Annotated in this window: 7 protein-coding genes; all 7 read left to right on the plus strand. The window is 51.0% G+C overall.

Annotation, left to right across the window (positions count from 1 at the left end):
* Positions 1 to 55: 55 nt before the first annotated feature.
* The 7 genes from DW033_RS11645 to DW033_RS24510 all read left to right on the plus strand — a co-directional run bounded on the left by DW033_RS11645 (position 56) and on the right by DW033_RS24510 (position 14,308).
* Entirely contained in the window at positions 56 to 1,036 is a 981-nt protein-coding gene (locus tag DW033_RS11645; protein ID WP_048927745.1) for a site-specific integrase, read from the plus strand.
* 619 nt (positions 1,037 to 1,655) lie between these two features.
* On the plus strand, positions 1,656 to 2,249 hold the full coding sequence (locus tag DW033_RS11650; RefSeq protein ID WP_044545715.1) for a DUF3575 domain-containing protein: 594 nt from the start codon (positions 1,656 to 1,658) through the stop codon (positions 2,247 to 2,249).
* Positions 2,250 to 2,262: 13 nt separating this feature from the next.
* Positions 2,263 to 3,684, plus strand: coding sequence for a DUF3868 domain-containing protein (locus DW033_RS11655; protein ID WP_053093251.1), 1,422 nt, complete (start codon positions 2,263 to 2,265; stop codon positions 3,682 to 3,684).
* Between the two features lie 105 nt (positions 3,685 to 3,789).
* Positions 3,790 to 5,790 carry an Mfa1 family fimbria major subunit gene (locus DW033_RS11660; protein ID WP_048927744.1) on the plus strand — a complete coding sequence of 667 codons (2,001 nt, stop codon included), beginning with the start codon at positions 3,790 to 3,792 and terminating at the stop codon, positions 5,788 to 5,790.
* A gap of 196 nt (positions 5,791 to 5,986) precedes the next feature.
* Positions 5,987 to 7,093, plus strand: coding sequence for a FimB/Mfa2 family fimbrial subunit (locus DW033_RS11665; protein ID WP_122382767.1), 1,107 nt, complete (start codon positions 5,987 to 5,989; stop codon positions 7,091 to 7,093).
* 16 nt (positions 7,094 to 7,109) lie between these two features.
* The gene (locus DW033_RS11670; RefSeq protein ID WP_122382768.1) at positions 7,110 to 8,633 is read left to right on the plus strand and encodes a hypothetical protein; all 1,524 of its coding nucleotides are present in this window, start codon (positions 7,110 to 7,112) and stop codon (positions 8,631 to 8,633) included.
* The gene (locus DW033_RS24510) at positions 8,630 to 14,308 is read left to right on the plus strand and encodes a T9SS type A sorting domain-containing protein (protein ID WP_083434121.1); all 5,679 of its coding nucleotides are present in this window, start codon (positions 8,630 to 8,632) and stop codon (positions 14,306 to 14,308) included. Before DW033_RS11670 ends, DW033_RS24510 begins: the two co-directional genes overlap by 4 nt.
* Positions 14,309 to 14,521: the final 213 nt, after the last annotated feature.

Here is a 14,521-nt window from a genome sequence, read left to right on the forward strand (position 1 = left end):
TAAAACACGACATAGGGTCAGTATGTTTTCATGTAATTAATTAAGGAGAGAAGCTATGGGACAATCCAAACAAAAGAACAAAAGCACGGCTCTTTTATTCATCGAGTACGTCAAGATACGTGCTCATAGCAAGAGGGAGCAGGGAAAGCTGAGTACCGCGGAACTATATGAGGTGGCGGGACGACATTTCGAGCGTTTCTTGGGGAAGAGCGTTTGCCGTATCAAAAATGTGACGGCGACACAGATCGCCGATTTCCACTGTTTCTTGCAGAAACTGGGGTTAAAGACCAACTCGGTCAATAGTTATATGAGTAGCCTGAGGGCGATCTACAACGCCGCCTTGTCCGAAGGGCTGGTGACCGTACGGGAGAACCCTTTCGCACGCTTACGCTTGAAAAGGGAAGAGACCGCCAAACGGGCCATCCCCTCCGAAGCCATCCGGGAGATAGCGGCACAGGACTTACGGGAGCGACCGGACCTTGAGCGGGCCGCTGACCTGTCGATTTTCAGTTTTATGGCCTTCGGCATGCCTTTCGTGGACATCGTGAACTTGAGAAAGGAAAATATCCGAGGCGGCGAGATCGTGTACAACCGCCGCAAGACAGGCACGCAGATCCGGATCGAAATCACCTCCGGCATGAAGGCCCTGATCCGGAAATACAGGAATGACACGCCTTTCATCTTCGACTTGGGGCTGACATCTCCGGATCACACCAATAATCAAGAATACAAACGGTTATTGAGCCGGCAGAACCGGGCCTTGAGGGAAATCGGCGAGCGGCTGGGGCTGAAGATCAAGCTCACCTCTTACGTCATGCGTCACACATGGGCCTCGGAGGCCTTGGCGCACCACGTCCCGGTTGCCGTGATTAGCCAAGCGATGGGGCATTCGTCCGAGAAGACCACCCGATGCTATCTCAGCTCGCTCGACCAGTCGGAACTGAACAAGGCGAATAAACAAATAACGAGATTCTTGAATAATCTGCTGAGGAAGGGATACGAGACTTATTTACGAAATAAGTCAAAACCGGATTAACAGCCCTATAATGAGTTGTTTGCGATTCAACAAGAAGCGACAAGGCAACTCTGTTATAGAACAACACGACAAAGTACGGTTTTATATATTAGAAAAACAAGCTTTTTTCTAATCTTTTTTAGCAAACAACCTTTTTCTCCCGAAAAGAGAAGTTCTGCATAAGGAATATTCACGTTTTTTTCCTTGATATAAGCCTTTTAGGCGCTTTTACCAAAAGGAGGGCAAAGGCTGTCCTTACCATCGTGCCTTTACGTTTTATTAACAAGCTCTTCTCACGCCTTTTGCCAGTCAAAAGAACTCCGTACACGAGGATGTATAAGAAAACCACGGTCGTTTACCGTTTTTTCGCTCCAATAACGAAACCGTTCGGCGATAGATCTATCTGCCGTAAACCTTATTTCGTAAATAAGGATCGTTATCACTATACAGGAAGAACCATATATCAAGCCCTTAGTGATGGATGAGAGACTGGAAGAACCAATGGAAACGCGAAGGCTTTTCCTGAAAATAGAGAGAGTGACTGGCCGTTAGGAAAAAACCGACCCAACTTCTGTATCCGGTAAGAACTACGACCCGTTCATAAGATGATTATTTACTTAATTCAATGAATACAATGAAAATGAAAAGGCTTTTCACGTTAATGGTATTTCTCTGCGCAGCGTTCCTCTCGCAAGCGCAGACTTCGCCGGGCGATGACAAGGGCGCCGTGGCGGCCATCAAGACCAATCTCCCGTACTGGGGAGTGGGCGGTACCTTCAACCTCGGCGCCGAGTTCCGGCTGGCACGGCACTGGACGCTGGACCTGGAGGCGGGACTCAACCCCTTCGACGGGAAGAACGACGACGGATCTTACGACCGTACGATGAAACACTTCCGGGCGCACCCCGAGTTGCGCTATTGGTTCTGCGAGTCATTCCAAGGGCATTTCCTGGGGCTTCACGTACCCTTTATCGCCTATAACTTCGCCGACCTGAAGGTTCTCGACCTCGAGAACGAGCGTCGCCAAGGCTGGGGAACAGGCGTAGGCGTCAGCTACGGATACCAATGGCTCCTGCACGAGCACTGGAACTTGGAGGCCACGCTCGGCGTAGGATACCTCTACCTCAATTACGACAAGTTCCCTTGCAAGAATTGCGGCAACAAGTCGGAAGACAACAAGAAGCACTACTTCGGCCCTACGCAGGCGGCCGTCAGCTTGATCTACTTATTCTAAAACACGCGAACTGATGAAAAGACGATTCTTACCCATAGCTCTGCTGCTGGCCGGATCCTTGGCGGCGGCGAACGCGTACGCGCAGGAGAACACGTTGCGCGTAGAGAAAAAACTCATCGAACGGTCCGGTGACTACCTGCTAGTAGACCTCACCCTCAACCTGAGCGACCTGGTGGTCCGCTCCAACCGGTCCGTCACCTACACGCCGGTCATCCAGCGGGGCGACAGCCTGAGGAGACTGCCCGCGCTGATCGTGAACGGGCGTAACCGCCAGATCTTATACGAGCGCACGGGGCGCGACATCGCCACCGACGGGGAGTTCGCTGTGCGCCGCAAGAACGGTACCGAGCAACGCTTCGACTACCACGCCCGCGTGCCTTACGCCCGCTGGATGGACGGTTCCGAGATGGCCTTGGCGATCGACGAGTGCGGTTGCGGATGGGAGGCCCTCAAGAACGACCGGAGCGCGCTCTTCCCGATCCACCTGAACCGGACCCCTCGGCCGCTCATGGCCTACGTGGCGCCGCCGGTGGAGGTGAAGAACCGGGCGAAGGAGGGTAGCGCGTTCCTCGACTTCCCCGTGAACCGCACGGAGATCCGCCCGGACTACCGCCAGAACTCGCGCGAGCTGGCGGCGATCCAAGAGACCATCGAGTCCGTGCGCGGCGATAAATACGCCACCATCACCGGTGTCAGCATAAAAGGATATGCCTCTCCCGAAGGCTCATACGCCAATAACGAACGTCTGGCCAAGGGCCGCTCCGAAGCCTTGCTGGCCTACGTGAGAGAGCGGTACGGCCTGGACGGCGCGGACACCGAGGCGAGCTACGAGGCGGAGGACTGGCAAGGGCTGGAGGCCCGCGTGGAACGCTCCTCGATGCCCGCCCGGGAGGCCCTGCTTGACGTGATCCGGGACGCTTCCATCGACGACCCGGACCGTCGCGAGGAGAAGCTGAGGGGCGTCGACGGGGGCGAGCCTTACCGCTACCTCGTAAAGGAGATCTACCCCGCCTTGCGCCACTCGGACTATAAGGTGAGCTACACCATCCGTCCGATCAGCGTGGAGGAGGCGAAGGAGTTGATTTACAACGACCCGAAACAGCTGAGCCTCGACGAGATGTTCCGCGTGGCGCAGACCTACGAGACGGGAAGCGCCGAGTTCAAGGAGGTGTTCGAGATTGCCGTGCGCATGTATCCGGACGACCCCGTGTCGAACCTCAACGCCGCCAACTCCGCCCTGCTGAACGGCGACACCGCCGCGGCGCACCGCTACCTGGCGAAGGCGCAAGAGGGACCGGAGCGTAGGCTGGCCGAGGGCGTAGCCGCTTGGCTGGAGGGCGACACCGACCGGGCGGCCACCATCTTCCGCACGCAGACGAACGACGCGCGGGTGGGCGAGCAGGCCCGGGCCAACCTGGAGCAGGTGGAGGATTGACCCGCCGCGGATGTCTTCCGAGATCTGCCGCGGACCTCGGAAGACTATTACATACAAACATACTAACTTTAATTAAACAATCTAACTATCTAACAATTAAACAACATGAAACTGAAAAGTACATTATGGGCACTCGCCTTCGCTTGCGCGGCGGTGTCTTGTTCGGACGATCTGGAGAGCGGGCCGAACGGTAACAACGGGAATGGCGAGGCGTTAGGTGAAAGCGCACTCGTAGCCGTACAGATCAATGCCGGTATCACTACGAAAGCCGGTAATGGCGAGGATGGCGATGGTTTCGAAAAGGGAGATATCGATGAAAGTGATATCAAGGACTTGACAATCTATTTATTTGAAAATAGTGGGAGTACGACTGATTTCGACTTCAAGAGCACGAGTACCCTTGTAGCGAAAGGATATACCGCGGCCACGGGATCCGAGGAAAATCCGGACGCAACCCATCCGACAACCGGAGGAACCGACCTTACTGAGACCAACCATGGCTGGCAAGCCACGATCGAGGTAACCATGAGCGACAAAGCCGCCAGTTTCGCCGGAAAAAAATACGGTGTAATCGCTATCACGAACATGGGTGGTTCTGACAAATTGCCGGCGATAGGTACGGGAACAAATCAAATCAGTACAGGTAACCAGCTGGCCAACTACTTGATTAACGATCTTCAAACCGAAAGTGGTTTTATCATGTCTTCCCATACCTTGGAAGACAACCAAAATCATGAATCTACCGTCACCTTCCCCGATCGTAGCTCCGACAATGTTCCGGAGGTTGAGGTATTCGTAGAACGCTTGGCCGCTAAAGTAAGAGTCAATGAATATAACAATAACTCAACTTTTGTTTATAACCCAACAGGCGCGACAACGGACAGGGTTGTCCTGAATAATGTAGCTATCTTCAACCAATTGAGTAGCGGATCTTATTTGCTGAAACGCGTGACAGAGGAGAACAACCAGTTCGATCCGACAACTGGCGACTTGAGCGATTTCTCTGATGCCACAAAAGACGAGTATCTAGGCGATGAGGAGGTAAACGCCAATAAATTATTACCTGTGCGCTTCGTGATCGATCCTTGGACTCGTGCGAAGACAGCAGAGAACGTAACAAACCTTGCCGCTATCAACTCCGCGACGGAAACCGGTTTCACGCCTAAGGCACTAAGTTACGACTATGCATATTGCGTGGCGAGTGGCCAAACATACCAGACCATCGGTGCGATCTGGAGCGGGTGGCAGAATGAACAGACAAAAAATATCATTCCGCTGAGTGGAAGAGAGGCGGATGACCTGACTTATCTATACACACGCGAGAATACCACTTCCAAGGCCGCGTCCTTGAACGGTTACTCTACCGGTGCCTTGTTCCAAGCCACTTATTATCCAAAACAGTGGATGGTAGTAGATGAAACCGATGGTAGCGTGGAAGCAACTAATGTCAGCAAAGAGACAGATATAGCTAAGCAAACCGCTCAAACATTCTATACCTATAACGACGATATTTTCAAGGATTACAAATCGGTATTCGCATACACCTTGGCTCGTATCTATGCGGAGGAGATAGGAGATGGCAAACAGCACCCGGGATATATCTTCTTCGACGGTTTCACGACAGCAGGATTGGGAAATATGACAGTCTCCGACTTCAAAAACTCTAAGACATTAGCCTCGGCAGCGGATCCGTTCGGTTATTTGAAGGCCTTGAAAACAGCCGTAGAGGCAGAGACGGACGGTGATAAAAAGATGAATACAGTAACAGGCGTTAAATCATTCGAGGACTTCATGGATGAAAATGGAGGCAATGACATGGTCGAGATCAATAAGCTCGTGAAAGTCTATACCAATGGCGTTTGCTACTATCCGTACTGGATCCGTCATGAGAATAATGACGATCAGCATGTGATGGGCGTGATGGAGTTTGACATCGTTCGTAACAATATCTATGATATCTCTGTTTCCGAGATCAAAGGATTAGGCCTTTCCGAGGTGGATGTCCCGGATCCGACAGACCCGGACGAGAGCGGAGACGCGCAACTGACTGTCATTCTTAACGTGAAAGACTGGGTGGTTCGCTCCAACAGTGGCGTCAGCCTGTAATCCTATTCCTCCCCTCCGGCCCTCCGCCGGAAGGGAGGAACCTATATATGCCACCGGGGAAATCCCCGCTTCCTACATACATGACCCTATAGCACGGTTGGGATTGTCGTCCTTCCCATCAGCGATTGACGGCAGGGCGGCCCCCCGGTGGACATTAAATTATCTTTGGCAGTAAACAAACAACGTTTAAACAGATATGAACAGATTCTCCAATTTATTAATCAAATCGATCGGCGCGCTGACGCTGACGGGACTCGCCGCGTGCGACTATATCCACGATGACTCCATCGCCCCTTGCGAGTACCGGCTGCGCCTCGTGTACGATTACAACATGAAATTTGCCGACGCCTTCCAACGCGAGGTGGATAAAGCCGCATTGTTTATCTGCGACAACAAGGGTAATTTTATCCGGCGGCAAGATATCGAGGGAGCGGAGTTGAAAGCGAACAGCATCGCGATGGACCTCGAGCCCGGTACTTACCAAGTGCTCACTTGGGCCGGACTGGACGAGAGCTCCTACCAATGGCCCGAGCTCACCCCCGAATCCTCCACCATCGAGGAGATTCGCGTCAAGACGCTACGGGAGGCCGACGCTACCCAACCCAATGAACTGACACCCCTCTGGCACGCGCTCGACACGCTGGTCATCACCGGCGACCGCCACGAGGAGAAAGAGATATCGTTGGCGAAGAACACCAACAAGCTGCGCGTCGTCTTGCAAGATACCGAGGGATACAGCATGGACGTGAAGGACTTCTCCTTCCGGATCGTGGCCGACAACGGATACATGGACTATGACAATACCCTGCTCGACGACGACACGATCTCCTACCTGCCCTACCATACGGAGAGCGTCGACATCGCCGCCGGATCCGCGGACGACCAGATCAACGGGAAGCCCGCCAACCAGTACGTGGCCGTGGCCGAGCTGAACACCATGCGGCTCATGGCCGGCGAGAACTACCGCCTCATCGTGCGCCACAAGGATTGGAAGAACGACGTGCTGAACGTCAACCTCAACCAATACCTCCTGCTCACCCAGATGGAGGGGCACGACATACCGGCGCAGGAATACCTGGACCGGCAGGACGAGTACTCCATCGTATTCTTCCTCACGCCTATCATTTGCCCGGACTGCCCCGATCCGGACCCCGATCCCGATCCCGATCCGGAGCCTGATCCGGACCCGACACCCGATCCGGACCCGGAAATCCCCGATCCCGAGGTGCCCATCGTAGGCTACGCCTGCTACAAGGTACAGGTGAAAGACTGGGTGATCCGACTCAACAATGGCGAACTTTAAAAACACGTAAACAAGAATGAGAAACAAACGATATTTTTCCATCCAGACAGCGGCAGTGGCGTTCACGCTACTGCTTCTGTCGTTCCTGCCCGCCTGCTCCGACGAGAACGGCGGCAACAGCCCGGACATACCCGACGGCAAGCTATACACCCTGACCATCAACTTGCGAAGCAAGGAGAACGCGCTGCCCACTTATACGAAAGCTGACCCCAACCATGACAATTTCGAGCGTCATATCCTGAACTGGTGGTTGATTATAAAAGGAAACGGCACTGATAATAAGGACTTTTATAAGTACATGACGGATGATCCTCAATCTGATAACCCGGCCGATTTCTCCGAGACCAGCGTCAAGGCAGAGCTCCCGGCCGGACAATACAAGATCTACGCCCTCGCGAACCTAAGGAGTTTGACAAACGCGCAGGAAGTGATCGAGGCTATCGAAGCTGGAACGCTTCCTACCGACAAAGGCGTATCCCTTCCCCCCATGACCCGTTTCGACGAGCAAAGCAACTACATCCCCATGACCAGTTACGGCTACGAGGTGGAAGTCAGCGAAAACACACCGGAACTGGCGATCCCCTTGATCCGCCTGATAGGCAAGGTGACACTTACCGTCACGAATTATCAAAGCAGCCCTATCACATTAAACGGACTTTCCTTAGATGGATTGCGCGCTGACGAACAGCCTATATTCTTGTTTCCTTACGATATAGACGAAGCGGGAAACCCGCGAAATTTGCTACAAGCGGATGTGCAAGAAAGCTATAAGCCAAAATTCCCCGAAGATGCATGGGGACAGACAATGTCCAAAGTTTTCGTAACGGAAGGCGAAGCGGTCGAGATCGCCAACGAAGGCGCAGTGACTTATACCTCATATGTCAACGAGACCGCCTCTCAAGGCAACTCAGACTTAACGATCACCACAAAGATAGACGGCCGTAACGACCAGCCCCAGTCATTCGATATCGACTTCATCCGCCGCAACGATTGGCTACAGATCCCGGTCAACGTGACAGACGCTGATATCGTGATCGAATTCGACCAGCAGCACATGCCGATCGGCGGCCTACCGCGATCCATCCATTTTCCATCGGGCCCCATCGTTCCGCAAGGAGCGTATGAGACAGATCATGCCGGCGATATCACGATTACTTATAGGTTAACAAACGTATCCAGCTTTATCAGCCCGGTGTTCAAGCATTATAAAGACAACTTCGTAGGCAGTGAGATCTATTCAAGTGCCGTCTTGCTGACAAATGGCGAAGAGAGCGAGCATACGAATTTGCTTATCAATACACCGAAGGATAACACTTACGCTCCTTGGTTAGACAAGAGTAAAAAAGCTTTTAAATTACCGGAGGAGAACGCGGCAGAAGGTTCTTTCAAGGTCACCGCCCAAGAGCTATCCATCGCGGCGGAAGCGACTATCCAATTAACCTTGGTTATCGTAGAGCAAGATCCCCAAACAAATGGAAATCGGGAAATCGCCCTACCTTACACCATAACCCTAAAAAATAAGGAAGGAGGTAACTCATGAAGAAACACTATACATTATATAATATAGGCAAGCTACTCATCTTGTCCTGCGTGCTCCTGCTCGGGGGAACCGAGGTGGCGATGGGGCAGATTCAGGACGAAGGTATAACTCCGGATAATACCATCGAGGAGATATTGTATGTAGTTCCTAATCAGAATATAGAAGTACGTACTCAAGATGACGGTGACAATACAGGGATGTACGGATATATCCGATGGTCTGTTGAGGATGCAAACGGAAATAAGACAATTAACGGTATATCCAATGATAATTTGACTAAGTATACCAATGGCTTAGCAACCACTTCAACCGGTACTACAGGTTCCGCCGGATATGTAACGTGTAATTTTACGCAAGCGCAAGTAAATGCAGATACGAAACTTGTTTATGAAGCCAGTTCGGTCAGAGCGGAAACAGGAAGTTCTGGTAGGGATCGCTATATCCGCCCTCGAGCGATCGGTATCCGTCACGTGTTTAAAATAAAAGATGCGAGTGAGAGGGTTGATGCATTAAGAGAAAAGCAATCTGCATTAGAAGAGTTAGGTATCAGAGAGAATAATCTTGAACCACTGCGGGAAGCCTCAGATCCTTCAAAGTATGTATTAAATGCGTATGATATCTATTTACCGGCAGGTGCCACATCAAATTTTCGTTTGCCGGAAGAATTGCGGAACTATTTCGTTCCAAATGGTAATAGATCAGCTCAAGCTCTATACGTTCGTTGGACGATCAATAGGTACGATGGAAGAACGTGGACTACTGCTACTCCTTCGATAGGCAACAACGGAAGCAACATTACGGAAGTATCCTTTAATAACAATACAACAAGAGCCTGTATCTTGGCAGAGGTTAGCAACTCAAGAAACGGTGAATGGTATCCCGTCTCTTTCCTTAACATCTCCTTGGAAAAGAGGGCTGGTGCCATGACGAAAGAAGCTTTGAATAACCTCAGTGAAGCTGAAAAGAATGCGTATAAGCATCGCTTCGAGGATGAGTTATTGGGTAACACAGCCCTCTATCAGCGAATAGAGCATATCTCTTTCGAAAAAGAAAACGAGATTTTAACGGGAAATGTTGAGAGCTATTTACGCAGTAATTTGACAGAGAATTTCACGTCTAAACCATTCACGACAGAGGATGGTAAAGCTATCGATTCCTATTACGCGTTCGCCCACCCGGAGATGCATGCGTACAGAGGTAACGAATTGAAGGTTATGAAGGGTGAATACGCTCTGTATCGAACGTTGAACTATCCGGAGATTTCAAGAGCTAGTACAAGCACTACCAAACCAAGCCAAGGTGCGACTGAGGTAAATGGCGCCTATTATACGGATTACTTTCCACAACAGTACAACAGGAGGGTTACTGACCGTCTGTGGGAAAAGACCAATGGAAGTGAATCCGGCTATTTCATGTATATAGACGCCTCGGAAATACCCGGTGTTATCGCTAAAATACCAATCAGCGGACTTTGCCCGAATACGAGTCTTATCGTAAACGCTTGGGTCTGTGACGTAACAGAGGGTAACGGCAGAACACCGGCTAATATAGGATTTACCCTAAAAGGAAAAGACAAAGATAGCGGTACGGAAACGATCTTGGCCAAATATTATAGCGGGGCATTATCTACAGCGGATGATGGTACTACCGCTCAATGGCAACAAGTCTCCTTCAAATTCTCTTTCTCGAATACAGAGATCGGTACATCCGATGAATTCGTCCTGGAAATATCCAGCAACTGTGAGAGCTCCAATGGTGCCGACTTCGGTATCGACGAGATCTCCGTATTCAAGACATTGCCGGCCATCACCTCTCAGCGCGAGGACGCTTGCGAATCCTCCGTGCTGATGGTTAGCACGGACTACCAAACGCTACAGAGTAACATGACGTGGGATATCGATTTGCATGCCATTGATGAGAACGAATTGAGCAATCCTGATTACCGTAAATACCGCTACGGCTTGATGGGCAACGATCCTTATGCGCCGGTGGACGATATCTTGCACTCGAATGTCGGTAATGTCTACTTCGCTTTTACGGAGAAAGAAAGCAACGGTAAAGTAGGCAACTGGATCGTGCTTAACAAGGACTTGACATCGAATCCAGAATTGTCAGACTTGGGCTTGCAATATACCATGCGCGTGGCCGTACAGACAGATATGAATTCCGTAGGAGCGGATGGTCCGATGATCCCCGACAACCCCGAGGATGCCAAGAGAAGCGAGATCATCATGAACATACGTGCCATGAACGATTTCCTGGAGGATGTGAAACGTGATTACTGGAAGGATCACGCAGACGATGGGCATGTGAAAGAGTTGGAGCAGTTGATCGGAGAGTTATGTGTATTGGAACCATCTACTGGTAGTGAAGCTGATGGTGCCGAGGATCCGAAAAGGATTAAAGACGATAGTTTCAAGACGGACGCAATTATAAGCAACGCAGCAGTCACTATAAATGGTGTGGAAAAAAGATTAGGAGACGAATACGAGAAAGCCGTAGTAGATCTATACGCCTGCTTGGAAATCCCTCGCATCCGCTGTCCGTGGCGCAGTGAAGACAACACGATCTTGTATCTGAGCGAGATTGACGTGCATAATACCGACCTGCGTTTCGCCGGAGAGAAATATAAAGACGGAGACGAGGAGAAGGTCGCTAGCGGTGAATACTATGTCGTATTGTTTAGCGCGAGACAAATCGCGACAGCCAATGGTGAGGAAGAGCAGGTCCTCGATCTGGATAGCGAGTGCGCTTTGAAGAATACAATCTATGTGATGCCTTCCACTACGATCGCCGTGCAAACGGAGACGGATGATAACGTGATCGCCTGTGTAGGCAGTATTCAATCAGTGAATGCCAACTTACGGGTAGCGAGAGTTGACGAGGTCGGTAATATCGTAAGTCCTGATTTGGTCTCTTTCGAGGAGGCATATCCAAATCATAGTTATACCTTTGATTGGTACTTAGGGACAGAGGAGCAGTTTGCTGCTATTTGTCAGGATGTAGGAATTGGAAATTTGCCTTTAGAAGATCTGCAAGATATTATCGGCAAACTGCGGAAAGGATTACCGGAAAATGAGTCTACCGAAAGATTTGATGTGGATGACGTAACTCGTTCATCATTGGATGACAAAGAAAAGAGTCTATTGATAAGACTTTTAGGCGGCAATGGATACGAACCTTTGCTGGCCTCGGGAAATGGAGAAGTACAGTTCCGCTTTGTGGAGCAAGTTTACGCCATGCCTTATATTCCGGATATCGAGTCTATAAGAGAGGACGCGGGGGGAAATCAGACTGTCTTGACAAGAAGTTTCTGCGCGGAAGGAGAATGGATTCCCTTGGCGGAGGGTACGGATGTGCCGGAATTGAATGTCGGATTCCCCGATGTCGATTACACCGCTGTAAGCTTGACCAACGTCCCGTTGCGTTTGGGACTTGTCAATTTGAAGGACAATAGTCGTGAATTGACGATCCCGATCCAAAACAAGATAGATTTTGGCGTAGAAGGAGAGAACCATGTATTGAGAGCGCTCAATAGTCTTGAAAAAAAGAAAGTCTTCTTGCAAAGGAGTGGAGATCTTTATGAGGAAGTGGGAGAGTTAATCTCGCTCTTTGCCCAAAACAGGGAGTCCGGGGACGGAAATAGCTTGACGTTGAAATTTAATATGACTGAATCGGAGGTTGAGGGCCTCTTCAAGGAAGGAGAAACCTATTCCTTATACATCCCCTTCGGCGAATATGAAAACGAGGACGCTACGCAGCCTATTGAGGGCTCCTGCGAGGGAACGGCTTACTTGCAAATCAAGATCGTTCCCGAGTACCTGACTTGGGAAGGTGAGGCCGATGCCGTTTGGTATAACGATAACAACTGGAATCAATCCACGAAAGCGGATTTGTATATGGGTAATAAAGACCAAACAGACGCCAACAGTGATGATGACGTGACGAACGCCTTTACCCCGCTGTACTTCACGAAGATCACGATTCCGGAGAATAAGATATTGAACTTATCCCCAGAGAATGGTGGAACATTGGATCTTGGAACAACCACCAATATCCAATACGACATGGCCGTTAACAACACAGGAGCCGGCAATTCCATAGAAGTCGTTCCCTACTACGGCAACAAGGTAGACCAAATCTACTTCAAGCCGGAAGCGAAGTTGATGAATCAACACCGGCTGGATTATGTGAAGGCTTGGGTAGAATTCGAGATTGCCAACAACGCGAAACGCTGGATGGCCTCCCCGCTGCAAGACGTGTACGCCGGGGATATCTACGCTCCTAAAGCAAACGGTAAGGAAGATACGGAAGCATTCAAGGATATCGAGTATAATACGGACTCCTACAGCCGCTGGACCCCGGCCTTCTATCAAAAGGCGTGGAATCAGGCGATCGAATATGCGACGGACAATGAAGGAAACAGAGAATCTGTAGCAGCCGTTCAATCCAACTGGAGCATCGAATACAATGACGTAAGTGTTCCTTACACGATCGGTAAAGGTTTCTATTTGAGCGTGGAGGATGTACCTGCCGGAAATGGAGGTGATGGAACAGCCTTGGTACGCCTTCCGAAAGCGGACGCTGTTACAGACTATAAATATGAGGAGGCTACGAAAGCATCCGTTTTAAGAGCGGATGACACTTCCAAAGCTAACTCCGGAAGACTGGTTGAATTATCATCAAATGATTCCTATATACTTACATTGGATAAGGACGTAGATGGTGACGGTACCCACTTCTTGGTAGGAAACCCGTTCATGACGTATCTGAATATGGAAACCTTCTTGGATGTAAATAAAGAGGTATTAGCCCCCAAATACTGGACATTGGCAAACGGCGCACCGGATGCCTCGGTAGGCACACCGGACGTAGACTTTGAGGGTGGAAACACGAATGGCACGGTAGCCCCGATGCAAGCATTCTTCGTGGAGCTGAAGAGCGACGCAGCAAAGGCAAGTACAGATGCGAACATCACCTTCACCCCCGCCATGATGTCGGCAACCGGAGCATCCGCGACCGAGGCGACCACCAAATCCGCCTCCGCCACCAACCCGGTCATCACCCTGACCGCCGAGCGCGGCGACGTGAAGAGCAAGGCCAGCCTGCTGACCTACGACAAGGCCGACAACGGCTATAAGGCCGACGAGGACGCGGTCGTACTCCTCGACTCCGAGCTGGACGCACCGATGGTCTACACCGTATCCGGCAGCAAGGCGGCGCAGGTGAACGCCGTGAAGTCCATCCGAAACATCGGCCTCGGTGTCTATAACGAGACCAACGACGAGGTGACGCTGACCATCGAGGGACTCAGCCGCCTGGCCGAGCCGCTCTACCTCTACGACGCCCATACACGCAAGAGCGTGAAACTGGAAGACGATAGCTACAGCCTGCAAGTAGCCGGCGACAGCCACGGACGTTACTTCCTTCGCGATAGCGAGCTAGGATCCGAGCTGGAGAACACGATCTCGATCTACTCCGCACGACGCGGACAAGTGATCGTCTCCTCCCTCCGGCCGGTGAAGGAGATCAAGGTATTCGGCCTGAACGGTTCGCAAGTGCGTCAGTTCTCCGTGAACACGACGCAATACAGCTTCGACCTGCCCGCCGGTATCTACATGATCCACGCCAGCGACGGCGAGCAAGCCCATACGGAGAAAGTAATCGTTCGATAAATCAATCTACCTAATTATCTTAAACAAGCAGAAAGCCCCGGTGCCCTTTGCGGCATCGGGGCTTTCTCATTTCCCCCCCTCCCCCAACCGCCGCCGGCAAACACCGGTATAGGCATCGGGCCAAAACAGTAGTGGCGTAAGCCCACACCGATAGTGCTTACGCCACATGCCGATACCGATAGTTTCTTTAATGGCCTGCCCCTTAGTATTCCC

Origin of the sequence: Parabacteroides sp. AF39-10AC (assembly GCF_003635405.1) — a bacterium.
GTDB lineage: Bacteria > Bacteroidota > Bacteroidia > Bacteroidales > Tannerellaceae > Parabacteroides > Parabacteroides distasonis.